This window comes from Lachnospira hominis (ex Liu et al. 2021), assembly GCF_014287955.1.
In the GTDB taxonomy this organism is placed as follows: domain Bacteria; phylum Bacillota; class Clostridia; order Lachnospirales; family Lachnospiraceae; genus Lachnospira; species Lachnospira hominis.
Window position 1 is genome coordinate 36,440 of the sequence record NZ_JACOPD010000008.1, and the last position, 25,394, is coordinate 61,833.

The window sequence follows — 25,394 nt, forward strand, 5'->3', positions numbered from 1 at the left end:
GAACTTATGAATTTAGCAGTAGTAAATGAAGCAGTAACAGAAATGAATGGTGTGGAGCATCAGTTTACAGAGGAAGAGAAAAACTTTGTTGTCCAGTTCGCATTCAGAAGTGGCAGCAAGGAAGACACGATTTCTCTTATTGAAGCTTTGGCACATTCAGCGGATAAAGCTGAGTCGGACGAGATTATGGTCACATACAGGTCTAAATATGATATGAAGCCTGCATGGGTGGAACAGGTGGAAAACCTGCTTGTGGCACTTGAAATGTATCGTATCGAGGAGGAGAAAGCAATCAATCATCTGGCAGATATTTTGACTGCTTATGGTATTGATGTATCAGCCGAGGAAATCCGTACTACAGAGACAGAAACGCTTAAAACAACAGTCAGAGAGAAAGTGGAGGTGCGATAATGGCAGAAGAGATTCAGGAAGCGGTGCAGATCATCCGTGTAGCTTATGATGGCATTGAGATTGCCATGAAGGTAGGAAGCGGCGGCATTGCTGCCATGCAGAAGGCAATAGATTTCTTAAAAGGGATGCTTGATTATGAAAAGTCACTTGGCAAGACATCCATGAGAAAGCTGATCTTAAAAGGTGGCGATTTACAGGTGTTGCAGTTTAATACCGAAGATATGAAAAAGGTTGAAAAGATGGCAAAGAAGTATGGAATCCTGTATTCGGTACTTCCAGACTGTAACAGGAAAGATGGACTGAGTGAGGTAATCTTTCATACAGAGGCAGTTCCCCGTGTGAATATGATGATACAGAAGCTCAAGTTTGGTAAGATTGCCACATTTGACGATTATCTGAAGAATGGAGATGAAAAATCCCTTGGCAAGCTGATGGATTTTTTGAAGAAACAGCAGGGAAACGAGAAAAGCCACACGATAGAAGGGGATAGGGTTAATACCGCCATTGACGGACTGATCGAAAAGGTCGGAATGTTTGCAATGGAAAAGAAAGCTATCAGTGTGGATCAGGTCAAGGAGAATTTCAGTATCAATGGTGAGCAGGCTGAAAGTGTTATCAAACAGCTTGAGACAATCGGTGTGCTTGGCAGTAAGAAGGAAGATGGTACGCATGCAGTCATGATGGATAAGGATGCATTTATCAACCGTGTCAGAGGATATCAGGACCTTGCAGAGAGAATGAGGGCAGTAGCCGCATCAAAGAATGCCAATCTTTCGGATGTTACAATCAGTAAGAAACTCATTATTGAGGAGAATGACCATGCAGTTAAGACAAGAATCCCCGGAACATGGGGAGACGAAGCAAGATATGTATGGCTTCGTAAAGAAAACATTATGGACATCCATAATGGAAAGACTATACTCACGTTTCTCGATTCCAATAAGGATTATAAGCTGTATGACAGCCAGAATCGTGTTGTAACAACACAGAAGGGAACAGAGCTTTATACGCATTATGATAAGGTGGAGGCATCTGTCAGGGAGCGTTATGAGAAAGTCCAGAAACAGCAGAAAAAGACCACGCAGCAGAAAACAGTCACTACCAAGAAAGCGAGGTAGTTTTATATGCAGACAACAAAGAAAAAACCATCACTGATATTCATTCTTGTGGGTGCAGTATTAGCGGGGTACCTTGGTTATCTGATAAATGGTGCGTGGTCGGAGGGAGTGGCATTTAATGAATTTATGAACAGATTCAATGAAGTATGTGCTGCTCCCTTTGCAAACTATTACAATACGAATACTATAAAAGCGGTAGCCATTGCATTAGGAATCTATGCGATGGCTATTGTTATGTATTACACCAGCCAGAGAAACTATATGCCCGGCAAGGAGTTTGGTACAGCGAGATTTGAAAATCCAAAGCAGGTTAATAAGATACTGGCGGATAAGGACGAGAATTTCAATCGAATACTAAGCCAGAATGTGAAGATATCACTTGATTTCAGAAGGCTGAAGCTCAATGGAAATATTCTTATCTGCGGTGGTTCCGGTGCCGGTAAGACATTTTATGAGGTAAAGCCGAATCTGATGCAGATGCCACATAACTGTTCATTTATCTGTACTGATCCAAAAGGTGAGATTCTTAGAAGCTGCGGGCAGATGTTAAAGAATAACGGATACAATGTGAAGGTCATCAATCTGCTTGAGATGGATAAGTCAGACTGTTACAATCCGTTTTCCTATATCAGAGAGGAAACGGACGTGGTAAAGCTGATTACCAATCTTATCAGTAATACCACACCAAAGGGTTCCACTCCAAGTGATCCATTCTGGGAGAAAGCAGAAGGATTATTTTTACAGTCAATCTTTTATTATGTATGGCTTGAAGTACAGCCGGCAAAGAGAAACTTTGAGACAGTACTGAAGCTTCTTGGAGAAGCAGAAGTGACAGAGCAGGGAAAGGCATCGAAACTGGATGTGCGAATGAAGTTCTTAGAGGAGAGTTCTCCACTTGGAGCTAATCATCCGGCAGTAAAACAGTACAACAAGTGTATGAGAGGTGCAGGAGATACAGTACGTTCCATTATTATCAGTGCAAACTCAAGACTTGCATTTCTTGAGAATAAGCAGGTTTTACGACTTCTTTCTAAGGATGAGCTGAATCTATCTGATATAGGTATTGGAGTCAATGGTGATGGAGAGACGAAGACAGCACTCTTTTGTGTAATCCCCGATAGTGACAAGTCCTATAATTTTATTATCGGAATGCTCTATACTCAGATATTCCAGGAATTGTACTATCAGGCGGATTTTAACTGCGGTGGCAGACTCCCGATTCATGTGACATTTATGTTAGATGAATTTGCGAATGTTGCATTGCCAGATGATTTTTGTTCGCTGCTTTCTACAATGCGAAGCAGGGAAATTTCCAGTATTATCATCATACAGAACTTTGCCCAGTTAAAGGCACTTTTCAAGGATACTTGGGAAACCATTCCAGGCAACTGCGATACTTTCATCTATCTTGGAGGCAATGAGCAGAGTACGCACAAGTATGTCTCGGAACTGCTTGGAAAAGGCACGATTGATAAAAAATCAAGCGGAGAGACAAAGGGGAGGCAGGGAAGCTCGTCAAGAAATTATGATGTTTTAGGCAGGGAACTGTTTACACCCGATGAGGTAAGAAAGCTGGATAATAAGAAATGTATTATTTTTATCCGTGGATTTGATCCTATCATGGACAACAAGTTTATTCCATTTAATCATCCGATGTTTAACCAGACAGCAGATGGCAAGGGAGAGCCTTATGTTCACGAGATAAGAGGAGCAAATAATCTTATCGGTCCGCCATTTGAGATTCTTTCAGACAAGGCAGTTAAGTATTATGAAAAACTGAAGGATAAGGGCGAGAATGTGTATATAGATTCTCTAACCTATGAGCAGTTTATGATGCTTGGCGATGCGGAATTAAGCAGAAGATTCTCCATGCAGGATGAAGCAGAGCAGAAAGCAAAGATAGACAGGGAACAGGCAAATGAGCTTGAGTATGTCGATGAATCGCAGAAAGCAGATAGTACAGCAACTGCCAGTGGTTCTAGTGGAAACGCTGGTAGTAAGCCTGTAAGGAATCCTGAAAGGGAAAAGCCTAAGTGGGAAGATACTATTACAAACCGAATGCTTCATTGGTCATATACACCTGAGCAGAAAGAGGAGCTAAAGATGGCACTTGCGGCAGGAATTCCTAGAGCAACGATACTGACTTATTTCTATCCAGAGGTAACGGTGGAGAAGATGAGTTCTTATCGAAAGAAGCAGTAAGTTATCGCATAGGCACAGAAGTTGTGGTATACTGTGTCTATGTGAGATTAAAGAAACTTACAAATCGGAAGTTGTGGAGGTGCTTTATGAACGAGAGAGAAAAAATTATCCGATTATGGTTTGATATGTGGATTAAGAAAGCAGATTTAGGAATTGACAATATTTTTACAGATGATGTTGTATATACTGAGAGTTGGAGTCCTAAATATGAAAACCGCAAAACGGTAAAGCACTGGTTTGACGAATGGAATACACGTGGAAGTGTTCTTGTCTGGGAGATTAAGCAATTTTTTCATCAAGGCAATCAAACAATCGTGGAGTGGTATTTTAAAAACAAAATGAATAATGGAAATGTTGAAGAATTTGACGGAATATCTTTAATTGTATGGACACAGGATAACAAAATAAAATCATTAAAAGAGTTTGGTTGCAATCTTCATAATTACAATCCATATCGAGATAGTGATATTCCCGTATTTCGAGAAGAAAAAGCAAATTGGTTTTGAGAGGACTATAAATTCAAGTTTGTCTGACTGATAAATAATTTAATAACTGTTTTACAAAGCACTTTAGCCAATAATAGGTTAGAGTGCTTTTTTCATGCCATAAAAGGAGGTGGTTGAAGCACAACGCATCGGGGAAAGCCCGATTAATCTTTACAACAGGCATTGCCTGATAATCATATAGTAAAAAAACAAAGACAGAGAGGAATGTATATATTCCGTTCGGAAATCAGCCGGATTGGAATGTGTACATTCCTTTCTGGCTTTTTCCATATCTGTCACACATCAAGAAAAAGGAGATTTTTATCATGAGAAAAGAACAGATTACAGTAACTAACAATTCAGTCTGCAATAGTGCAGAAAACAAGGGTTTGGAGGGAAAAGGCATGAAGAGAAGATTACTTCATTTTAAGAAAAGAATGGTTCCGGCAGTATCCGGAGCACTTATGGGAGTAATGCTTATGAGCACTACTTGTTTTGCTGCAGGTACAGGTACTTCCGCAGTAACACAGCCGCTTGAGAACTTAAAGACACTTATCATTGCAGTCATTGGTGCTGTTGGTGTCATCATTCTTGCAAAGAATGTCATGGAGTTCGCACAAGCCTATCAGCAGCAGGATTCATCTACTATGAACTCTGCACTGAAAGGAATTGTAGCAGGTGTCATGATGGCTGGTATTTCAACAGTACTGACATTCTTAGGCTTCTAAGATTGGGGAAAAAGAGTTCCCCTTTTAGTAAAAGGAAAGAGGTGAATAACAAGTATGGATATTTTTAAGCTTGGAGACAAGATCCTTGCACTTCTTGAGGCGGTGTTTGGGTTTTGGAACAATCAGATATCCCTGGTCTTTGCAATGCTTGGACAGTCACCGGTCAGTTTCAAGGGCGGAGGTCCTTGGGCAGTTATTGAGGGTATTGAGCCGGTCTTTGTAGCGGTCGGCTCTTCCCTCGTTGTGCTGTTCTTTGTTATCGGTTTCTGCTCGGAAAGCATAGATGTAAAAGATGAGATGAGGTTTGAGTCTATATTTCGTATGCTTATCCGACTGGGACTTGCAGAATGGTTTGTTGCAAATAATGTCACGATTATGAAAGCGTTTTTTACTTCCATAGGAAATCTGGTGGGACTTATATCTGCCGGGACAACGACGCAGCTTGCCATTGACAGTACACAGGCAGACATCATTAAGGGACTCGGATTTGGTGAGAGTCTGGTAATGCTGATACTTACAGCTTTGCTTGCAATCATCATTATTATCTGTGGATTCTTTATCATTTACACAGTGTATTTCAGGTTCTTAAAGATACTGATTATTGTGCCGCTTGGTGCGATTGCATGCTCCACAATGGCAGGAAACAGAATGGTCAGTCATACAATGGCTACCTACTGCAAATATTTTCTTTCGTGTGTATTCGAGGCAGTAACGATGGCACTTGCAATTGTGGTATGTAATGCATTTATCAATGCAGGACTTCCGGCATTTACAGGAAGTTACGCTGACTGGGCACAGACACTTATCTATCTGTGTGAAATGACATTTACGATAGCAATGACTGTTGGAAGTGTGAAGGGAGCACAGACACTTACAAGCAAGGCATTTGGATTATAGAAGGAGGCAGAAATGGATAATGAAAAGAAACAGGTTACTTATAATTCAAGCATAACCGGAGAAACGCAGGTGACATTTGATATCCAGCAGTATATGAATAACAGGGCAATGTTTATTGGTCTTATGTGTAATGAAGATGGACATGAGGAGCATTTTGGGGATGTGACTGTGAATTTGTCGGTTGCAGCACCAAATTACTGCGGATATCTGAATGTGAATGACATGCCGGATATTGAAAAGTTTATTACAGACAATGACATTGGAGAGTTTACAGGATTCACGCAAAGGAGTGGTTTCTGCGAATATCCGCTTTATCTGTTCAATGTAGATAAGCTTAGAGAACTGTGTCCGGATGGAATGGATAAGTATGAGGCGAATATTGGAATGACAAGAAAGCCGGAGACAAAGGATTTATCAAGATAGGAGGCAGGGACAATGGTAATCGAAGTAAACAAGGATATTGACCGCTATCAGGAATCGGTTGCGATGGGACTTACTGCAAGGCAGCTTATATTTTCCATTGCAAGCGTAGTGGTTGGTGGCGGTATCGTCCTTCTTCTTTACAAGTATATCGGTCTTACGGGTTCTGCTTATGTGGCAATTCCCTGTGTGGCACCGATTGCACTTGGTGGTTTCTATTCCTTTAATGGGATGAATTTCTACGAGTATATGGGAAAGAAACTGCATTTTATGTTTGGGAACAGGACACTTACCTATGTATCAACAGAGGGAGAGCCTGCAATAAAGCAGTTAGAAGCAGAACAGAATGAACAGGTAAAGAAGAAAGGCAGAAAGGCTGAACCGGAGACTGTAACAGCTGATTCGGCTGTAAAGAAGCAGGAGGAGTTTGAAGCAATGAAGAAAAAGACGAGAAACATGCTGCTTGGACTTGTCGCAGTCATTGTGGCGGCAGCAGCAGGCATTGCAGCATATAAGGCAATGCATTAGAAACGAATAGTATCTGACCGCAAGGTCGGGAACACAGCCCGCAGGGTGAAGTTCCCGGCGGGCTTTCATTATAAGAAAGCGAGGTTAGAGACATGGGTTTATTTACAGACGGATTTAAGTTATTAAAGAAGGCGAGTGAGCCTTTGTATAAGACACCTAAATCCATTCAGGAAACCATAGAGATTATGGCGGTGGCTGAAAACGGCATTTTTGAAGTGAGCAAAAATAAGTATTCCAAATGCTACCGCTTTCAGGACATCAATTACACGACAGCAACGGAGGATGAGCAGATCGGTATTTTCGAGAGGTATTGCAAGTTCCTAAATTCGCTGGACTGTAATTATAAGATTACGATCAACAATAAGAACAAAAACATGGATGAACTCCGTGACAAGGTTCTGATTGCTGAGAAAAACGATGGCTTCAATAATTATAGAAGAATCTACAATGACATCATTGAGGAGAAGATTATTGAGGGCAGACAGGGGATTGAGCAGGAGAGATACCTGACAATCACGATTGAGAGAAAGAACTTCGAGGAGGCAAAGGCACAGTTTGCTACCCTTGAGGCAACGATACACAAGGCTTTCATTGAGCTTGGGGCAGAGATTGTTCCGCTTAATGGCAATGAGAGACTGAAAGTGCTCTATGATTATTATCATCTTGGAGATGAGGGCAGCTTTGATTTTGATATCAAAAAGGCAAAGAAGGTCGGAGCAGATTTTAGAAATGATCTGTGCAATGGGATGGTGAAATATTTCCCGGACCATTTTGAGGATGAGAGTAAATTCTGCAAGGCACTTTTTATCAAAAAGTATCCGAGCAGTTTGTCAGACAGATTTATCAATGAGATTACTTCCCTTCCGGTTCATTCCATCACGAGCATTGATGTGGTGCCTGTTCCTAAGGATTTGACTACAAAGGTGCTTCAGAAGAAATACCTTGGTATTGAGTCGGATATCATTAAGCAGCAGAGAGTCCGTAATAAGAATAACGACTTTTCTACGGAAATTTCATATGCCAAGAGAACGGAGAAAAAGGAGATTGAGGAAATCATGGATGATGTCCGTGAGAATGACCAGTGCCTTTTCTTCGTGGGAGTTACTATTATTCTTATGGCAGAGAGCAAAAAAGAGCTTGATAGCGTCTGTGAGACAGTGGAGACTATCGGAAAGCGTAACAGCTGTACGATTGATACACACTACTTAAAGCAGAGGGAGGCACTCAACACAGCGCTTCCGATTGGTGTAAGACAGGTGGAGACAATGCGTACCCTTCTTACCCAGTCACTTGCGGTGCTTATGCCATTCAATGTGCAGGAATTAAATGACAGCACAGGGAACTATTATGGTATCAATCAGATCAGCAAGAATGTGAATATCGGTAACAGAAAGAAGCTGATAAACGGAAATGGCTTCGTTTTCGGAGTGCCGGGTTCCGGTAAATCCTTCTTCTGTAAGATGGAAATGGGCAGCGTATTCTTGTCGGGAGATGATGAGATAATCGTCATAGATCCAATGAACGAATACTTTGATATTGCTGAGACTTATGGTGGAACAGTGGTAAATATGTCCACTTACACGGATAACTATGTGAATCCGCTGGAGATGGATGTATGGAGCCTTGATCCGAATGATTCCAAGGGAATGGTAAGAGAAAAAGGCGAGTTTATGCTTGGTCTTTGTGAGCAGTGTATCGGAGACAGCTTAAATTCAAGACAGAAGTCAATCATTGACCGCTGCGTGAGAAAGCTGTATATCGACATTGCAAGAAGCAAAGAGAAGTATATCCCGGTGATGAGTGATTTTTACGGTATCCTTATGGCGCAGCCGGAGGAGGAAGCAAAGGACATTGCACTGTCACTAGAGCTTTTCGTAAATGGTTCGCTTAACATCTTCAATCACCAGACAAATGTGGATGTGGATAACAGATTTACAGTATATGGCATCAGGGACTTGGGTACAGAACTTAGTCCTATCACAATGCTTGTTATGATGGAATCCATTCAGAACAGGATTGTTGAGAATGGCAAGAGAGGCAAGGCAACATGGCTCTATATTGATGAGTTCCATGTTCTGCTTAATTCCGAGTATTCTGCAAAATACTTGCAGCAGCTCTGGAAGAAGGTAAGAAAGCAGGGAGGTCTTTGTACCGGTATCACGCAGAATGTTGTCGATCTGTTGCAGAATTACACAGCAACCACAATGCTTGCAAACTCTGAGTTTGTGGCACTCTTGAAGCAGGCAAATACAGATAGTTCAAAGATGGCGGAGGTTATCGGGGTATCAGAGGCACAGCTTCGTTTCGTAACCAATACAGCATCCGGAATGGGACTTATTAAGTGTGGTTCTGTGGTGATTCCGTTTGACAATCAGATTAGTAAAGATACAGATCTTTACAGACTGTATAACACAAATATCCACGAGAAGATTGCGGAGCAGAAGAAAAAAGAGGCAATGTCGTAAGGATAACAGATGAAATTTATATGATTCTATAGTATAATCAAGAGGTCGGATGTAAGTCCGGCCTTGATGATTATGAATAAGGTATTACCTATGTTTAAGAAGAAACCACAAAGACCCAAATATGACAAGACGAACAAAAAGGCAGTTCTTAAATGTAGCATTTGTACTGGAGAACAGGTGGCTGGGTTTAAGGATATATATACCGGACACTTTGACGAGATTATGCTGATTCGTGACACAGCTGATTTGGATACATTTATGGAAATGTATGATGTGGCAACGATTTCTAAGGAATACTAGTAATCATTAAGGGATGGAAAATTTGAATTTGGCGGTGAGATAAATGAATTATATTAGACAATGATTTCTTATACTGCAGATAGGCTTGCAGAGGTGGATAATAAAAACTATATACAATTACGTAACAATGTGTTAGTATGATTAACAGAAAAAAGAAAGGCACATGAAGTGAAAGGTGAGGAGATGTATAACAGATAATTTGGTTTGAGCAAGACATATATGATTTAAGCCCTGTGGTACACAGGCTTGTTTTTGTGTACGCTTGAATTAGATTATCGCAAGAGATTTTCCTTTGTTTTCATTTGTGAGAATATATAAAGGTTTATTTGGCGGGTCTTTTTGTGTATGCAAAAAAGGCTCGTTTTTTACTTTTGCACACAGGCGAAAGGAGGAACCAATATGTTACAGATAAAAAATTTAAATTTAACACATAAAAAGGATTTAAGAGTCATACTTAGTGAATTTAACCTTGTACTAAATAAAGGTGATAAGGCGGTAATCATTGGTGAAGAAGGAAATGGAAAATCAACATTGATGAAGTGGATTTACAATCCATTACTTATTGATAATTATATAGAAGCTGAAGGAGAAAGGTTGGTCGGAAAAGAAATACTCGGTTATCTTCCACAGGAAATATCTGAAGAAGATAAAGAAAAAACTATTTATGAGTTCTTTTCTGCAGAAGAAATGTTTTGGAATAGAACACCGAAAGAGTTATCTGAAATTACCGGAAAATTCGGAATGACAAGTGAATTTTTCTATAGTGACCAGAAAATGGGAAGTCTTTCGGGTGGAGAAAAAGTTAAGGCACACCTAATGAGACTTATTATTCAGGATGTGACTGTGCTTTTGTTGGATGAACCTTCAAATGATATAGATATCAATACGCTGGAAATCCTTGAAAAAATAATAAATGACTGGGAGCACATAGTACTTTTCATTTCTCATGATGAAACTTTGATAGAAAATACAGCGAATATGGTAATTCATATTGAACAGATTGTGCGAAAAACAAAGACCAGATATACAGTCGCAAAAATTCCTTACAGAAAATATTTAGAAGAAAGATTTCATAAATTTGAGAGCCAGGAAAGACAAGCATTAAATGATCGAAAAGAAAAAAAGATTCGTGATGAAAAATACAGAAAAATCATGCAAAGTGTTCAGAACGCATTAGGGAACTGTTCCAGACAGTCACCAGCCGAAGCCAAAAACTTAAAAGATAAAATGCACGCAGTTAAGTCTATGGAACGAAGATTTGAAAAGGAAGATGAAAACATGACGGAGATGCCGGAACAGGAGGAGGCTATTTTCTTTAAACTGGGAGACAAAGATTCATCTATTCCGGCAGGAAAAACAGTTATAGAGTATACTCTTGCAAAACTTACGACTAAGGATGAGGAAAGGGTTTTGGCTGAAGACATTAACTTGAAAATAAGAGGCTCGGAGAAAATATGTATTATTGGCGCTAATGGAGTGGGAAAAACGACTCTTTTAAGAAAAATAGCGGAAGAACTTTCGCAGCGAGATGATATTAAGGCAGAGTATATGCCGCAAAACTATGAAGAGATACTTGATTTGGATATGACTCCTGTTGATTTTCTTGATAAATCCGGAGACAAGGAAGAAAGAACAAGAATTAGAACATATCTTGGTTCCCTTAAATATACTGCGGATGAAATGGAACATCCTATAAGGGAACTGTCCGGAGGGCAAAAGGCCAAGGTGCTTCTTTTAAGTATGAGTTTGAGCGGAGCAAATGTACTTATTTTAGATGAACCAACAAGAAACTTTTCGCCCTTATCGGGACCTGTAATCAGAAAAATGCTTAGAGAGTTCCCGGGAGCTATTATCAGTATTTCTCACGATAGAAAGTATATTGATGAGGTATGTGATAAAATATACGAGTTAGATTATAGTGGATTAAGAAATTTGTAATGAATGGAGGATAAGATGGTCAATATTACAGATGTAAAACAGATTCTTCAACTCGCGATAGATGCCGAGATTAAAGTCTTTCTTGATGGTGGCTGGGGGGTAGATGCGTTGCTTGGACATCAGTCAAGAGTCCATAACGATATTGATATTTTTGTAGAAAAGAAAGATTATCAGAACTTTATAGAGATAATGAAAGATAATGACTTTTATGAGATTAAGATGGAATATACAACATTGAACCATACTGTATGGAAAGATGCGAAAAACAGGATTGTTGATTTGCATTGTTTTGAATATACGGGCGAAGGTGAAATTCTTTATGAGGGGGATAACTTTCCGGTAGAAACTTTTTCTGGTAAAGGAAAAATTGAGGAGATAGAGGTTTCTTGTATTGAACCATATAGTCAAGTAATGTTCCATTTGGGATATGAATTTGATGAAAATGATGTACATGATGTGAAGCTATTGTGTGAGACATTTCATATCGAAATTCCAAATGAGTATAGATAACTGTAAATTCAAATTTGTAGAGGTTATATTATGATAAGAGCAGTCAAGGAAAATGATTTATCTGCTGTTATGCAGATATGGCTTGATATAAACATTAAAGCACATAGTTTCATATCAAAGCACTATTGGATGGATAATTATGATATGGTAAAAAAGATTCTTCCACAAGCAGAAATATATGTGTATGAAAACAATGGCACAAAAGAAATAGAAGGCTTTATTGGATTGACAGATAATTATATTGCGGGATTATTCGTAAAAGAAGATATGCAGTCGAAAGGCATTGGGAAACAACTATTGAATTATGCAAAAGGCATTAAATCCAATATGTATTTGAGCGTTTATAATAAGAATATCCGTGCAATTCAATTTTATCAGAGAGAACAATTTGTAGTTCAATCAGAAAACACGGATGATAATACCAACGAAAAAGAGTTGGTTATGGCTTGGAGCCGATAGACAAATTCCAATTTGTAGGGAACAGAAAATTCCAGTTCTACGGAGCTTTTAAAATTGAATATTGGATGATTTTACATAGCCGTTAAGGAGTAATTAAGCTCCTTAGCGGCTTATTTTATTTCACGATAGGAGGTGAGGAAAATGAAAATTAAAAAGGTGGATGACAAGCCGATGATCATTCACACAAAGGAGAAAGCTAAGATTCATGCCCACGAGCCAAAGGGTGCCAAGATTAAAGGCAGCAACATCTATACAGTAGAGAGAGGTCCTAAGACTATCGGTGCAAAGGTATCTGATGATAAAAAGAAGTCCTATCGCAAGAGTACCATTCATCAGTCAGAGCCGAAGAATAGGGGACTATCAAGATTTAAGCGAAACTATAGAGAATCAAACACTTCCATCAAGACCAAGAACACCAATCTTCACATAGCAGGAAGAACAGGTGCACTTGCAGCCGGGGCAGTAACGGAGCAGGTGGAAGGCGGGCAGGAGGTATCGCAGGCAGCATATCTTGCATATGAAGCGAGCCGACCTGTTACCGGAACTGCTTCTAAGGGTGCAGCACTTTTCAGGAAAAAGGCGGCAGCCGAGGCAAGGAAGCGTATCAAGAAGGTAGATGCAGGAAAGAAGCTGGCAAAAAAGACAGCAAAGAAAGCTGCCAAAGATACTGCAAAGACTGTAGCTAAAGAGACAGCAAAAGAAACAGCCAAGACTACTGCCAAGGTTGCAACAAAAACTGCTACAAAGGCAGCTGCTACAGCGGCAGGAACAGCAGTTGCACCGGGAGTAGGCACGGCAATCGGCATGGCAGCCGGATATGCTGCAGGTGTGTCCATAGAGGTCAAGGATGAAAAGATGACCAACCGGAGCAGGAAGATAAAATTCTTTCTGGATAAGATGAAAGCACAGGAGAATCAGACAGATAGCGTGGCAAAGCTGGTAAAGGATCTGATTGTGCGAAAAGTGATTACCTGGGTAAAGGCAGCTGCACCGATTATTGGATTGGTGCTGTTGTTACTTGTACTTGTAGTTGCCATGATTGCGGTTCCGGTTATAGCGGTGATAGCAATCCTTTACAATTCTCCATTTGCTTTATTTCTGCCACCACTTGAATCAGGAGATACCGTGCAGATAGTAACGAGTGCTTATGTGCAGGAGTTTAACCGGGATGTGAATACGAAAGTGAATGAGCATACCGGATATGACCTTGGAGAGCTTGTCTATGTGGATTATGAAGGTATGGAAGAAACCCCAAGCAATTACTATGACATCATGGCAGTCTATATGGTCAAGCATGGTGTCGGAGATACTGCAACAGTCATGAATGAGACTTCAAAAGGCTGGCTGCAGGCAGTTGTAAATGATATGTGTTCATACACCACAAGCACAGGAACAAAGGATGTGGAAGAAACGGATGCAGACGGTAATGTAACTACTGTTACGAAGTCGGTTCTGTATGTGAATGTCACACTGAAATCGTACAGAGATATGATTTCGGTCTATGGATTTAATTCTGATCAGGTGGAAATGCTTGAGCAGATCATGAGTCCGGAGTTTATGGGACAGCTTGGATATGCCGGAAGCGGAAGTGGTGGCGGAGGCGGAAGTCCGGGAGTAAGCTCCATGACTGAGGATGAAATCAATGCCATCCTTAGTGGAATTACAGACAGCAGGCAGAAAACAGTCTGCTCCTATGCACTACACAGAGTTGGCTTCCCTTATAGTCAGGATTTAAGAGACAGCGGTAACTATTATGACTGCAGTTCCTTAGCCTATTATTCATGGAAGGATGCAGGTGTGGATATTAGTTACGGTGGTGCAACCACAGCGGCAGCGGAGGCACAGGGACTGGATGAAGCCGGAAAGACTGTTTCCTTTGATGAGTTACAGCCGGGAGACCTTATCTTTTACAGTTTTACAAGTAATGGAAGATATAAGAACATCAGCCATGTGGCAGTATACGTCGGAAATGGCAAGGTGGTAGAGGCACTTAATGAAAGTCTTGGCGTTGTTTACAGGGATGTGGCAAGCACAGGGAAGATAGTTGTGATAGGAAGACCATAACAGGAAATTTGCAGAGAGGGCATAGTCCCTCTCTGAGACTGGAGGTAAGAATGGATTTAAAAGATATGATACTGGTAACAGAAAACGACAGGGGAACAGAGACAAATATGCTGATGACTCTGGATGATTATAAGAGTTTTATAGCAGTTGATGACATGTCAGAGCTTGCAGACAATTTGTTGCAGCTTGGAAGGACGCTTGGTAAACCAGATAACTTCACAGAGTATTACAGGGCAGCAAATGTAACGGTATCTGCGAGATTCTGTCTGGATGATATTCAGCTGGGACACTTTCTTCAGGGATTTTATAACGATTCCAAAGAATTTCGGTTTGATAAAGAAGCCAGTTCTTATGAATGTGTTGCAAAGCTTAAGGAGATTGGAATGACCGATAAGGGCTGGGTGGATGATTTTAACCTGCATTATGAAATGGAGAACCGCTCATTTGAAAGGGGACAGACATTTCATAACTTCAATGACCATGATTACATGGTGCTTGAAGCATTATCACCAAGAAATCTTGTGGTGATGGATATGAAGTCAGGTTCTCTTACAATCGCCCTTGGTGCGACAGAGTATAAGCGTTATCCGAAGGATGAGAAGCCTACAAAGGACAATACCACAATCGGGGTATCGTGGGAGCATGGCATTTATCTAGGTTCCACACTTTCAACTACAAATTTCAAGGCATGCAAGAGGGAGTATGGCACACCGGAAAAGATAGAGGATATCTATGATTACAGGGCAAAGCTAAAGCAGAAGTTCTATTTTTATCAGGATATGTCAAAGGATGATGATGTACCGAAGAAGCTGCAGAATGACTTCCTTCACCAGATGTATGAGGATTTTGGAACGATTGAAGAGGACTGTTTTTACGACAGGCTGGAAGATGGAAAGTACGATGAAGGCTTTAAGGAAAGACAGGTAAAGGAAGAAAAGAGCCGGTGATGAGATTTTTACAGGAGGCGATATCATATGGAACAGGAATTTGATGTTGAGATAAAAGAAGTGCTTTCACGAGTACAGAAAGTAAAGGCAGAGTCGCTTGACGATGCCATCAATAAGGCAATGGATATGTATTATGCAGAGCAGATAGTCCTTGGAGCAGAGGACATGAAGGGAGTTGATTTTGCGCCTATCAGCGAAGGTCAGCTCCCTTATTCATTAAAAGAAAACGGAGGAAAAGCAAGATGAAAAGTGATTCAACAACAGTAATTAAGAACATGGAGTTTTTAGTAAAGGAACTTCATAAGGAGTGGGACAGATCGGGTGCTTCTAAGGCATCCGTTATTATTTCCCTTGAGGAAGTAGATGGTATCAATGATAAGTTAAAAGAGATTATCTATCAGACACAGAAGTCAGTCGATGAGGATGAGCTGACCTTTAAACAGAGCATTGCAAAGTCCAAGGAGTGCTATGTGATTCTTCGTGTGGTGCGTAAGATTGCAAAGAAAAAGGATAAATGCGAAAAACAGGCAATCGACAATGAATTTGCAATCGAGCTGGATAAGGATGAGTTAAAGCTATTTAAGGGATTGTTTGCAGAGATGTTTAAGTAGAGGAGGACAAAGGTATGGGCGTTGATATGAAGGTCAAAGCGATATACGATTCTGAAATTGGTAACATCACAAGATCAGAAAAGAACTGGAAGGATGTGTTAAAGGTTGCAGGTCAGTTATACCGCTATGAATTTGACAATATCGTTATGGTAACAGCTCAGAGACCTCCGGAAAAAAGCACACTCATGGCAGATTATGATACCTGGAAAAAGGTGGGAAGATATGTAAAGCGTGGTGCGAAAGGCTGTGCTATCTTCCCATCAAGGGCACTGAATCCACGCATGAGATATATCTTTGATATCAGTGATACCGGAGGGAAGAATGTCAAACTGACATGGGACCTTGAGGGAGAAAATCTTAAGGATTATGTGGATTTTCTTGTGTCAGAAGGTCAGATTGAGCAGTACGATAACAGCGACAGGGAGTCTCTAAAAAATATATTAAAACAGTTTACAGGAACAGATGTTTGGCTTATAATAAAAGAAGAGTTCGGAGACCGAATGACCGAGCTTATGCAGCTATCAGGTAGTGTGATAAAGGAAGAAAGTAAGAAACGCAATGGCTTACAGCAGGAAATGGACATGGAGCAGCTTGTATATACAAGTGTCATGTATGCTGTAGGGACGAGATGCGGATTTGACTTATCTGTGCAAGAACAGGATTTTAGTCAGATCGTAAATATCAAAGACGAAGAGATCATTTACCGTCTTGGTTCCATTGTATGCGATGTCTCCTGTAGTGTTCTTAGAGAATTTAGTCGTAACTTAAAGGCAATCGAGAGCGAAAGGAGAATTGGATATGTTAGAAGAAATGACTTACAAGGAAGTGGACGGACTGTTTTATCCGCAGATAGAGATGCCGGACGAGACGGAGGATCTCACGAAGCTGGGCAAATACGGAAGGATGGCGATGAACTATCTCAAAGAGAACGAGCCGGCAAGATACAAGACGCTGATGAGATTCGGGAAGATGTACGAGAAGATGTCAGCGGTAGAGGAGGAAGCGAACCAGCTGTACGACCAGTTAGAGATGCAGTATCTGGCGAAGCACAAGCCACAGGATCTGTCATCGACAATGGAGATGTGGAAGATAAGAGAGCAGGCGAAGATGCAGGCAGAGGAAGTGGTACTGAATCAGATAGTGATGCGATTCCACTAGAATCAGATGATACAGAACTGAATAGGGAACTTGATGAAATCAATTCATTGGGTGTCAGTAAGGAAGCCGAATATACACAGGCTTCCTTTTTTTTCGACCAGAACGGGCAGGCAAGCATTGGCACCATTCATACTGAGGATGAAAACAATAATCAGTTTATGCGTCAGTTCGAGCAGGACAGAAAAGCTGCATTAGCAGGTAAATACAATTACCTGAATCCAAAGAAGTCATCCACAGTACCAAGTGAGTATATCAAACAGGTGCTTATGAGAGGTACAGGTTTTATCGGTGGCAAGGGCAGGGTATGCAAGATTTTTGAAACAGAGATTGATGCAGGAACCAGGGCAAAGCGTATCAAAGCAGAATATGGTCAGGGAGGTGCAGGCTGGCCGGTTGACGGACTGGGACTGCACGGATATGACACATTTCATGGGAACGGACTGCGTTTTCAGTGGCGAGATGAGGATGGAGAGGTAGAAGGATATGTTTCGTGGAAAGATATCGAAAAAGAGCTTGGTGTCCTTATTCTTACAGGGGAATACCAGCCTGAGACACCTCGTATTGATGAGCTTGCGATGGACGGACTCCGTGAGGATGATGAGGTCATTGATGCCGAATACCGGGAAGTGCAACCGGAGGAGGCAGAATCAGAGATTGATGATTATGCAATACCGGATGAGCCGGAGAGCTATGCTTCTAACAGAGATTATGTAAGTGCAAAAGGCATGACACCACAGGAAGCTGCCGATGAAGACCGGATGATAACACAGGCAGAATATGGTGCTGAGATAGAAGCTGAAACAACTGAAAAAGATCCATCAGAATTGCAGTATATTACACCGATTGATTATGCCAAGAGGATAGCAGAGCTTGATGAAGACCTGCGTGATGCAGCTGAGATTCTGGTGACAGATTGCAGCTGTTACACACCATTTAAAGCATTTCTTATGGATGTTGTGCAGTCTGATTTTGCATTTATGCCCAATAAACTTGACCTTATCAGGGATATCGCATTAGGGACAGATAATGCAGAAAGAAAAGCATATTCCAACAATAAGTATGGTCTTGTGGAGTACTCAATCAGAAGCGGATATGTGAAGATCAGCTATAAGAACAGGAATGGTGTGCGAAAGGAAGGTGCTCTCGACTGGCGTGAGTTATACGAGATTTTATCCTATATGGTAAAACAGCCATTTTACTGCGGAGAAGACCAGAAGAAGTATTATCATGAGACAAAGCAGAAGGCTGACAGGGATAAGATGAATCCGGTCTATAAGAGATTCTTTGATATCGAGGATAGTGTAAAAGCCAATCGTCTTGAAACCAGGGAAAGAGCAATAGCGAATGGCTGGGAAACCAAGATTGATGAGAATGGACATGTGGTTTCAGATGATGCAGTACAGAAAAAACACAACTTCCACTACAACCTCTGGGAAATGGAAAAAGGCGGTGCTAAGACCAGATACCAGTGGAATATGGATGCAATCCGCACTTTAAAGCAGATTGAATCAGAGAACAGGCTTGCCACACCTGAGGAACAGAAAACTCTGTCGAAGTTTGTCGGATGGGGCGGACTGTCACAGGCATTTGATGAGAATAACGCAGGCTGGAGCAAAGAATATGCAGAGCTGAAAGACCTTTTATCTGATGAGGAATACAGTGCTGCAAGGGCAACAGTAAATAACGCCTTTTATACTTCACCGGAGATTGCCATGTGCATAAATTCGGCACTTGTCCAGTTTGGTTTCAGAGGCGGCAATGTATTAGAGCCATCTATGGGTATCGGTAACTTCTTTGGAAGTATGCCGGAAACAATGCATGAAGCAAAGCTGTATGGAGTGGAGCTTGACAGCATTTCGGGAAGAATCGCAAAGCAGCTTTATCAGAATGCCAATATCAGTATTACAGGATTTGAGAATACCACATATCCGGATAACTTTTTTGATGTAGTTGTCGGAAATGTGCCATTTGGAGATTATAAGGTATTTGATCCGAAGTACAACAAGTATAACTTCCGTATCCACGATTATTTTCTGGCAAAAGCACTTGACCAGGTAAGACCGGGAGGCATGGTTGCAGTAATCACCACAAAGGGAACACTTGATAAGGCAAATCCTACTATCCGAAAGTATCTGGCTGAAAGAGCAGAGCTTGTGGGAGCAGTAAGACTTCCGAATACTGCATTTAAAGATAATGCAGGAACCGAAGTGACAGCAGATATCCTGTTTTTGCAGAAGAGGGAGAGAAAGATTGATATTGAACCTGACTGGGTACACCTTGGTGTAACTGAGAATGGCATTGCAGTCAACTCTTATTTTGCAGAGCATCCGGAGATGATGCTTGGATCTATGGAATATGACACAAGGATTTACGGACAGGACAGCAGATATACAGTCTGTGTGAATAATGATGAGAACTTCAATATGTATGAGACTCTCAATAAGGCTATCGGTAATATCAAAGCCCAGATGACAGATTTTGAGAGAGTGGCAGATGAGGCGGAGCAGACGGAGGAAGTTATCCCGGCTGATCCGGATGTGAGAAACTACACTTACACATTTTTTGAAGGAAAACTCTATTACAGGGAAAATTCCGAGATGGTAAAAAAAGAAGTATCACAGACTGCCGAAGAGCGAATCCGAAGCCTTGATGAAATCAGACAGATAACAAGAGAGCTGATTGATATCCAGATGGATGGCTGCAGCGAGGAGGAGCTTTCTGATAAGCAGAAACTTCTTAATGTAAAATATGATGCCTTCGTAAAGCAGTATGGAGCCATTACTTCAAAAGCAAACAGAATAGCATTCAGGGATGACAGCGATTATCCACTTCTTTGCAGCCTTGAGGAAGTAAACGAAGATGGGGAGGTGAAAAAAGCGGATATGTTTTATAAGCAGACGATTAAGGCAAAGACAGTCATAGACAGAGTGGAGACCGCTGTGGAAGCATTAAATGTATCCGTCAATGAATTTGGATATGTAAATCTTGCCTATATGCTTTCTATCTATGAGCCGGATATTATTAATGCAAAGGAAGAACTTGCAGAAAAGTCCGGACAGACAGTGGATGAGATAACGCTAAGTGATGATGCTTTGGCAGAGCTTAAAAGGGCAGTTCTTGTGGAAGAGCTGGACGGACTGGTTTTCCTCAATCCAGACCGCTACAACGAGAACAATCCCGACATCGGCTGGGAGACAGCAGACGAGTATCTTTCGGGAAATGTGAGAGACAAACTTCGTGTAGCAAAGGCTATGGCGGCTGATACAGACAATCCGCAGGCAGAAAGATTTGCAGGCAATGTGGCAGCACTTGAAAAGGTGCAGCCGGAATGGATTGAAGCCTCGGATATTGATGTAAAGATTGGTACGACATGGATTGAGTCGCTTGATTATGAGCAGTTTATCTATGAGCTTCTCAATACACCAAGAAGAGCAAGGGCAGTCAGAAGCCAGTTTTACAATACAGGCATTCAGGTACACTTAAATAAGATGAGCATGGAATGGTTCATCGAGAATAAGAGCATGGATAAGCATTCAGTGGCAGCTACTAAGACTTATGGTACAAGCCGCATGGATGCTTATTCTATTTTTGAGGATACGCTGAATCTTAAAACTGTAACAGTAAGGGACAGGATTGATGACGGTGATGGCAAATATCATTACGAAGTCAATAAGAACGAGACAATGCTTGCAAGGGAAAAGCAGAACATGATCAAGGAGAAGTTCAAGGAATGGCTGTTTGCAGAGCCGGAGCGAAGACAGAAATATGTGGAGTATTACAACGAGACATTCAATAACATCCGTCTGCGTGAGTATGATGGAAGTCACTTACAGTTTCCGGGAATGAATCCGGCGATTGAGTTAAAGCCACATCAGAAGAATGCGGTGGCAAGAATCCTTCTTGGAGGAAACACCCTGTTGGCACACTGCGTTGGTGCCGGAAAGTCCTTTGAGATGATGGCTGCCTGCATGGAGCAGAAGAGACTCGGACTTGCCAATAAGACGATCATGGTTGTTCCAAAGCCACTTATCGGTCAGACGGCATCAGAGTTTTTAAGGCTTTATCCGTCAGCAAATATCCTGGTTGCCACAGAGCGTGATTTTGAAAAGAGCCGCAGGAAGCAGTTCGTATCAAGGATTGCAACAGGTGACTATGACTGTATCATCATGTCGCACTCGCAGTTTGAAAAAATCCCGATCTCAGCAGAGAGAAAGGAAAGAATGCTCAATGAGCAGATTGATGAAATCAGCTATGCGATTGATGAGATGAAGGAGCGTAACGGGGAGCGTTGGACTGTAAAACAGATGGAAAGCCAGAAGAAAAAGCTGGAGGAGCAGCTGAAATCCTTATCAGATGAGAGCAGGAAGGATGACCTTATAACCTTTGAGGAACTTGGTGTGGACTCTATCATGGTTGACGAAGCGCACAATTTTAAGAACCTTGCGATTTTTTCCAAGATGAATAATGTGTCAGGTATCAGCAGCAGTGGAGCGAAGAAGTCAACGGATATGCAGCTTAAATGCCAGTATTTGTCTGAGATAAATGATGGCAGAGGCATTGTGTTTGCGACAGGTACGCCAATATCCAATACCATGTGTGAGATGTATGTCATGCAGCTTTACTTACAGAAAGCGGCACTTGAAGAGATGGGGATTTATCACTTTGATTCATGGGCAGCGAACTTTGGTGAAGTGACAACAGCACTTGAGCTTACTGTAGAGGGAAGCGGTTTCCGTTTTAAGAGCAGGTTTAATAAGTTTACGAATCTGCCGGAGCTTATGAATATCTTTAGAGAGGTAGCTGATGTGCAGACCGCAGACATGCTTGACCTTGATGTGCCAGCCCTCAGAGGAGGCAAGCCTATTATTGTGGAGTCGGAGCCTGACTGGTATGTGAAGCAGGTTATGGAAGACTTTGTTGTGAGGGCAGAGCGTATCAGAGGTGGTGGAGTTGATCCAAGTGTGGATAACTTCTTAAAGATTACCCATGAGGCAAGACTTCTTGGAACAGATGCAAGACTGATTGATAAGGATGCACCAAATAATCCTGACGGAAAGCTCAATAAGGTAGCAGAAAATGTGTGGAAAGAATATGAGAAAGGAAATGCCAACGGTCATATAGGCTGCCAGCTTATTTTTTCGGATATCGGCACACCGGGACCGGATAAGGACTTCACTATTTATGATTATCTGAAGGAAACTCTTATCCAGTATGGTATTCCGGCAGAAGAGATAGCATTTATCCATGATGCCAAGACAGATGCACAGAGGGATGCACTTTTTAAGGAGATGAGGACAGGTAAAAAGAAAGTTCTTATTGGTTCAACGGACAAGTGTGGAACGGGTGTCAATGTGCAGACACACCTTGTTGCAATGCATCATGTGGATTGTCCGTGGAAGCCTTCTTCTATTGAACAGAGGGAAGGACGAGGCATACGACAAGGCAACGAAAATGAAGAGGTGGCAATCTACAGATATGTCACCAAAGGAACCTTTGATGCATACAACTGGTCGCTCGTTGAAAATAAGCAGCGTTTCATCAGTCAGGTTATGACAAGCAAGGCAGTAAGCCGAAGCTGCGAGGATATCGACGAGGCAACACTTTCCTATGCAGAGATTAAGGCGGTTGCCACAGGTAATCCTTTGATCAAAGAAAAGATGGAGATTGACAATGATGTCCAGAGATTAAAGCTCTTAAAGGCATCCTATGACAATCAGAGATATGGACTTCAGGACAACTTTATGATTAAGTACCCGAAGCTCATTAAGACAGCAACAGAAAAGCTTGCCAATGTCCGTGAGGATGTAAAGGCAAGGGATAAGGAGCTGATTGATAATCCGGAATTTGCCATTACTATAGGCAAAGCAACTTACACTGAGCGTGTGGATGGCGGAACGATGATGCTTGAAGCAATCAGCAAATGCAAGACCGGAGAGACAACTGCAATCGGCAAGTTCCATGGATTTGAGCTGCTTGTGGAAAAGAACTTCCTTGACATCAATTATATGGTGCTTCGTGGAAAGACTGAGTACAAGGCAGAACTTTCCACAAGTCCGGTCGGCAGCATGGTAAAGCTGGAAAACCTGTTCAATGGACTCCATGAGAACATTGATTTCTTAGAAAAGAAGATTGAGCAGTACCAGAATGACCTTGAAGCTTCAAAGGCAGAGTATGACAAGCCATTTGCATACAGCAAGGAACTGGAAGAAAAACTGGCAAGGCAGTGTGAACTGAATGCTCAGCTTGACCTTGAGAACGCAAAGGCTGTGGATGCAGACCTGAGCGGACCGGAGAAAGAAAGAGAAACAGATGACAGGATGGAATCTGCAGCAATTGTGGCAGAGGATAAAGGTGCTTATCCAGCCGACAGAGAGGGCAGAACACGATAGGAGAGTGAATAATATGAGCATAAGAAAAGTGGTCGCAGGACTACTGATTACAGCAGGGATTGCCATTATGGCAGTCCCTTTTTTCTGGCGGGCAACAGGAGAAAAACAGACAGAACAGCTCATAAGTGAATTTGAGCAGACATTGGAGGATGATTACGATGAAGAAACAGGTGTGGAGGAAGAGCAAACCTCCATTAGTGAAGAGGATGAAGCCATTTTTAAAGAAGGCGGTGTTATCGGTATCATTGAGATACCGGGCATAGATATCCGGTATCCGGTAATGGAAGGAACCACAAGTAAAGTGCTTAATGCCGGGATCGGTCATATAGAAGAAACAGCAGGGATTGGGGAGAGTGGCAACTGTGTATTGTGCGGTCACAATGGCAGCAGATATGGCACATTTTTTACACCACTAAGTCAGATATCCATAGGTGATGAAGTAATGATAACCGACAAAAATGGACAGAAGCATATCTATGAGGTAACAGAGACAGATGTAGTAAATCCGTATGATAACAGCATCAAGACACAGGGTGATGAAAAAGAACTAACTCTTTTTACCTGTTCCCAGAAAGGAACCATGCGTTTTGTAGTCAGGTGCATTTATAAGGAGGCGGAGATGGATGAATAAGAGATACCGGTTAGGTGAGATAGAAGAGGCAGTATCGGAAATGGAAGAGCTAATTGACATCGAGGATGATATTGCAGAGATTGATGATGAATTTCAGATAGTCGTAAGCGGCTGGTCTGTGTATGTCGAAAGCCTGAATCTGACACTCAGACAGGGAATAGCCTGTGTATGGGATGCAGTGGAAGGATTATTTATGCCTGATTTTGATGTGACCATCGTGTATGAGGGGAACATTGAAACACAGGAGTGGCTCTACTATGAGCAGGACGGAATGGTCGTTACACTTGGCAACTGGTTAAATGGCAGATTGTCTTGTGAACAGATAGAACAGCTTTGGTGTGAGTTTATCATACCGGAGTAAAACAAAGAACAAAAAGAAAGCGAGGAATAGCATATGAAGTATTCAATTAAGGTAAACGAAGTAAGGGCAAAAGAGGGCAGCAATATCAAAGGATTTGCAACAGTGGTATTCGGTGATTCATTTAAGATCACCAATATTGCAATCCTTGAGAATAAGGATAAGGGAGAGCTTTTCGTATCAATGCCAAGATACCGCTCCAATGAGCGTGATGAAAGCAACGGTGTGATCTATAAGGATGTGTGCAATCCTATTACAGCAGAGTTTCGAGAGGAACTCTATACCAATATCCTTGATGCCTATGCAAGAATTAAGGAACCGGAGAAAGAGGAGACACAGAAGCAGGAGCGTACACAGGAAATGCCGGAGTTTTCCGTAACTGTGACACCTTATGAGAGGGAAGGTAGTAACATCAAGGGACTTGCACGCATTTATTTTGAAAACAGTTTCATCGTAAATAATATCAATATCGTGCAGGGTAAAGAGAAAATCTTTGTATCAATGCCTTCTTATAAGACAAAGCAGGTGGATGAGCAGGGCAAGCCAATCTATCAGGATGTCTGCTATCCGGTCACAAAGGATTTCAGGGAAAAACTCTATAATGAGATTATCTCTGAATATGAGAAAGCAAAGGATAAGAGCAACGAAAAGGCAAGAGAGAGTGCAGAGAAACATCATGGCAATCCCGATAAAGAGAAGGACAAAGAGGCGACGCCCTTTCGATAATCAGTAATCAGAGTACAGGGGCGGCCAAGGCTGCCCCATTTACAGAATG

General features: G+C 41.6%; 22 protein-coding genes. All 22 read left to right on the forward strand.

What is annotated here, in order from left to right:
• Positions 1 to 6 precede the first annotated feature (6 nt).
• The 22 genes from H8S01_RS11045 (at position 7) to H8S01_RS11145 (ending at position 25,345) form a co-directional block, all read left to right on the forward strand.
• The gene (locus H8S01_RS11045; RefSeq protein ID WP_006858865.1) at positions 7 to 411 is read left to right on the forward strand and encodes a hypothetical protein; all 405 of its coding nucleotides are present in this window, start codon (positions 7 to 9) and stop codon (positions 409 to 411) included.
• Positions 411 to 1,529 carry a PcfB family protein gene (locus H8S01_RS11050; protein ID WP_118341524.1) on the forward strand — a complete coding sequence of 373 codons (1,119 nt, stop codon included), beginning with the start codon at positions 411 to 413 and terminating at the stop codon, positions 1,527 to 1,529. The genes H8S01_RS11045 and H8S01_RS11050 overlap by 1 nt, the downstream gene beginning before the upstream one ends.
• 6 nt (positions 1,530 to 1,535) lie before the next feature.
• Positions 1,536 to 3,731 carry a VirD4-like conjugal transfer protein, CD1115 family gene (locus tag H8S01_RS11055; protein ID WP_118341523.1) on the forward strand — a complete coding sequence of 732 codons (2,196 nt, stop codon included), beginning with the start codon at positions 1,536 to 1,538 and terminating at the stop codon, positions 3,729 to 3,731.
• Positions 3,732 to 3,817: 86 nt separating this feature from the next.
• Entirely contained in the window at positions 3,818 to 4,237 is a 420-nt protein-coding gene (locus tag H8S01_RS11060) for a nuclear transport factor 2 family protein (RefSeq protein ID WP_006573504.1), read from the forward strand.
• A 305-nt stretch (positions 4,238 to 4,542) separates the two neighbouring features.
• The gene (locus tag H8S01_RS11065) at positions 4,543 to 4,944 is read left to right on the forward strand and encodes a hypothetical protein (RefSeq protein WP_044986705.1); all 402 of its coding nucleotides are present in this window, start codon (positions 4,543 to 4,545) and stop codon (positions 4,942 to 4,944) included.
• Between the two features lie 54 nt (positions 4,945 to 4,998).
• Positions 4,999 to 5,841 (forward strand): hypothetical protein, encoded by an 843-nt coding sequence (locus tag H8S01_RS11070; protein ID WP_004611540.1) that lies wholly within the window; start codon positions 4,999 to 5,001, stop codon positions 5,839 to 5,841.
• A gap of 12 nt (positions 5,842 to 5,853) precedes the next feature.
• Positions 5,854 to 6,264 carry a DUF4313 domain-containing protein gene (locus H8S01_RS11075; protein ID WP_055062572.1) on the forward strand — a complete coding sequence of 137 codons (411 nt, stop codon included), beginning with the start codon at positions 5,854 to 5,856 and terminating at the stop codon, positions 6,262 to 6,264.
• Positions 6,265 to 6,276: 12 nt separating this feature from the next.
• Positions 6,277 to 6,789 (forward strand): PrgI family protein, encoded by a 513-nt coding sequence (locus H8S01_RS11080; protein WP_055062573.1) that lies wholly within the window; start codon positions 6,277 to 6,279, stop codon positions 6,787 to 6,789.
• A 92-nt stretch (positions 6,790 to 6,881) separates the two neighbouring features.
• On the forward strand, positions 6,882 to 9,254 hold the full coding sequence (locus H8S01_RS11085) for a VirB4-like conjugal transfer ATPase, CD1110 family (protein ID WP_186837238.1): 2,373 nt from the start codon (positions 6,882 to 6,884) through the stop codon (positions 9,252 to 9,254).
• A gap of 90 nt (positions 9,255 to 9,344) precedes the next feature.
• Positions 9,345 to 9,554 carry an aspartate dehydrogenase gene (locus H8S01_RS14480; RefSeq protein ID WP_243006952.1) on the forward strand — a complete coding sequence of 70 codons (210 nt, stop codon included), beginning with the start codon at positions 9,345 to 9,347 and terminating at the stop codon, positions 9,552 to 9,554.
• 399 nt (positions 9,555 to 9,953) lie between these two features.
• On the forward strand, positions 9,954 to 11,492 hold the full coding sequence (locus H8S01_RS11095; protein ID WP_117922623.1) for an ATP-binding cassette domain-containing protein: 1,539 nt from the start codon (positions 9,954 to 9,956) through the stop codon (positions 11,490 to 11,492).
• 15 nt (positions 11,493 to 11,507) lie between these two features.
• The gene (gene lnu(C), locus H8S01_RS11100; protein WP_117922624.1) at positions 11,508 to 12,002 is read left to right on the forward strand and encodes a lincosamide nucleotidyltransferase Lnu(C); all 495 of its coding nucleotides are present in this window, start codon (positions 11,508 to 11,510) and stop codon (positions 12,000 to 12,002) included.
• 30 nt (positions 12,003 to 12,032) lie between these two features.
• Positions 12,033 to 12,461: a GNAT family N-acetyltransferase gene (locus tag H8S01_RS11105; protein WP_117922625.1), complete on the forward strand. Its 429-nt coding sequence runs from the start codon at positions 12,033 to 12,035 to the stop codon at positions 12,459 to 12,461.
• 171 nt (positions 12,462 to 12,632) lie between these two features.
• Positions 12,633 to 14,525 carry a C40 family peptidase gene (locus tag H8S01_RS11110; RefSeq protein WP_106765283.1) on the forward strand — a complete coding sequence of 631 codons (1,893 nt, stop codon included), beginning with the start codon at positions 12,633 to 12,635 and terminating at the stop codon, positions 14,523 to 14,525.
• Positions 14,526 to 14,575: 50 nt separating this feature from the next.
• Positions 14,576 to 15,472, forward strand: a complete 897-nt coding sequence (locus tag H8S01_RS11115; RefSeq protein WP_106765263.1) for a hypothetical protein — start codon at positions 14,576 to 14,578, stop codon at positions 15,470 to 15,472.
• Between the two features lie 27 nt (positions 15,473 to 15,499).
• Positions 15,500 to 15,718 (forward strand): DpnD/PcfM family protein, encoded by a 219-nt coding sequence (locus H8S01_RS11120; RefSeq protein ID WP_106765261.1) that lies wholly within the window; start codon positions 15,500 to 15,502, stop codon positions 15,716 to 15,718.
• The gene (locus H8S01_RS11125) at positions 15,715 to 16,083 is read left to right on the forward strand and encodes a hypothetical protein (RefSeq protein ID WP_005340528.1); all 369 of its coding nucleotides are present in this window, start codon (positions 15,715 to 15,717) and stop codon (positions 16,081 to 16,083) included. The genes H8S01_RS11120 and H8S01_RS11125 overlap by 4 nt, the downstream gene beginning before the upstream one ends.
• 855 nt (positions 16,084 to 16,938) lie before the next feature.
• Positions 16,939 to 17,241, forward strand: a complete 303-nt coding sequence (locus H8S01_RS14485) for a TnpV protein (RefSeq protein ID WP_243036946.1) — start codon at positions 16,939 to 16,941, stop codon at positions 17,239 to 17,241.
• A gap of 3,842 nt (positions 17,242 to 21,083) precedes the next feature.
• Positions 21,084 to 23,630 (forward strand): helicase-related protein, encoded by a 2,547-nt coding sequence (locus H8S01_RS14490; protein ID WP_243036948.1) that lies wholly within the window; start codon positions 21,084 to 21,086, stop codon positions 23,628 to 23,630.
• Between the two features lie 13 nt (positions 23,631 to 23,643).
• Positions 23,644 to 24,261, forward strand: a complete 618-nt coding sequence (locus H8S01_RS11135; protein ID WP_117918770.1) for a class D sortase — start codon at positions 23,644 to 23,646, stop codon at positions 24,259 to 24,261.
• The gene (locus H8S01_RS11140; RefSeq protein ID WP_117918769.1) at positions 24,254 to 24,622 is read left to right on the forward strand and encodes a hypothetical protein; all 369 of its coding nucleotides are present in this window, start codon (positions 24,254 to 24,256) and stop codon (positions 24,620 to 24,622) included. The genes H8S01_RS11135 and H8S01_RS11140 overlap by 8 nt, the downstream gene beginning before the upstream one ends.
• 33 nt (positions 24,623 to 24,655) lie before the next feature.
• On the forward strand, positions 24,656 to 25,345 hold the full coding sequence (locus H8S01_RS11145) for a SpoVG family protein (protein ID WP_005340521.1): 690 nt from the start codon (positions 24,656 to 24,658) through the stop codon (positions 25,343 to 25,345).
• Positions 25,346 to 25,394 lie beyond the last annotated feature (49 nt).

What these genes read in the sequence shown, in the direction of transcription:
- H8S01_RS11045 (WP_006858865.1), top strand. Translation starts at nt 7, where the DNA reads ATGAATTTAGCAGTAGTAAATGAAGCAGTAACAGAAATGAATGGTGTG.
- H8S01_RS11050 (WP_118341524.1), top strand. Translation starts at nt 411, where the DNA reads ATGGCAGAAGAGATTCAGGAAGCGGTGCAGATCATCCGTGTAGCTTAT.
- H8S01_RS11055 (WP_118341523.1), top strand. Translation starts at nt 1,536, where the DNA reads ATGCAGACAACAAAGAAAAAACCATCACTGATATTCATTCTTGTGGGT.
- H8S01_RS11060 (WP_006573504.1), top strand. Translation starts at nt 3,818, where the DNA reads ATGAACGAGAGAGAAAAAATTATCCGATTATGGTTTGATATGTGGATT.
- H8S01_RS11065 (WP_044986705.1), top strand. Translation starts at nt 4,543, where the DNA reads ATGAGAAAAGAACAGATTACAGTAACTAACAATTCAGTCTGCAATAGT.
- H8S01_RS11070 (WP_004611540.1), top strand. Translation starts at nt 4,999, where the DNA reads ATGGATATTTTTAAGCTTGGAGACAAGATCCTTGCACTTCTTGAGGCG.
- H8S01_RS11075 (WP_055062572.1), top strand. Translation starts at nt 5,854, where the DNA reads ATGGATAATGAAAAGAAACAGGTTACTTATAATTCAAGCATAACCGGA.
- H8S01_RS11080 (WP_055062573.1), top strand. Translation starts at nt 6,277, where the DNA reads ATGGTAATCGAAGTAAACAAGGATATTGACCGCTATCAGGAATCGGTT.
- H8S01_RS11085 (WP_186837238.1), top strand. Translation starts at nt 6,882, where the DNA reads ATGGGTTTATTTACAGACGGATTTAAGTTATTAAAGAAGGCGAGTGAG.
- H8S01_RS14480 (WP_243006952.1), top strand. Translation starts at nt 9,345, where the DNA reads ATGTTTAAGAAGAAACCACAAAGACCCAAATATGACAAGACGAACAAA.
- H8S01_RS11095 (WP_117922623.1), top strand. Translation starts at nt 9,954, where the DNA reads ATGTTACAGATAAAAAATTTAAATTTAACACATAAAAAGGATTTAAGA.
- H8S01_RS11105 (WP_117922625.1), top strand. Translation starts at nt 12,033, where the DNA reads ATGATAAGAGCAGTCAAGGAAAATGATTTATCTGCTGTTATGCAGATA.
- H8S01_RS11110 (WP_106765283.1), top strand. Translation starts at nt 12,633, where the DNA reads ATGATCATTCACACAAAGGAGAAAGCTAAGATTCATGCCCACGAGCCA.
- H8S01_RS11115 (WP_106765263.1), top strand. Translation starts at nt 14,576, where the DNA reads ATGGATTTAAAAGATATGATACTGGTAACAGAAAACGACAGGGGAACA.
- H8S01_RS11120 (WP_106765261.1), top strand. Translation starts at nt 15,500, where the DNA reads ATGGAACAGGAATTTGATGTTGAGATAAAAGAAGTGCTTTCACGAGTA.
- H8S01_RS11125 (WP_005340528.1), top strand. Translation starts at nt 15,715, where the DNA reads ATGAAAAGTGATTCAACAACAGTAATTAAGAACATGGAGTTTTTAGTA.
- H8S01_RS14485 (WP_243036946.1), top strand. Translation starts at nt 16,939, where the DNA reads ATGCCGGACGAGACGGAGGATCTCACGAAGCTGGGCAAATACGGAAGG.
- H8S01_RS14490 (WP_243036948.1), top strand. Translation starts at nt 21,084, where the DNA reads ATGAATCCGGCGATTGAGTTAAAGCCACATCAGAAGAATGCGGTGGCA.
- H8S01_RS11135 (WP_117918770.1), top strand. Translation starts at nt 23,644, where the DNA reads ATGAGCATAAGAAAAGTGGTCGCAGGACTACTGATTACAGCAGGGATT.
- H8S01_RS11140 (WP_117918769.1), top strand. Translation starts at nt 24,254, where the DNA reads ATGAATAAGAGATACCGGTTAGGTGAGATAGAAGAGGCAGTATCGGAA.
- H8S01_RS11145 (WP_005340521.1), top strand. Translation starts at nt 24,656, where the DNA reads ATGAAGTATTCAATTAAGGTAAACGAAGTAAGGGCAAAAGAGGGCAGC.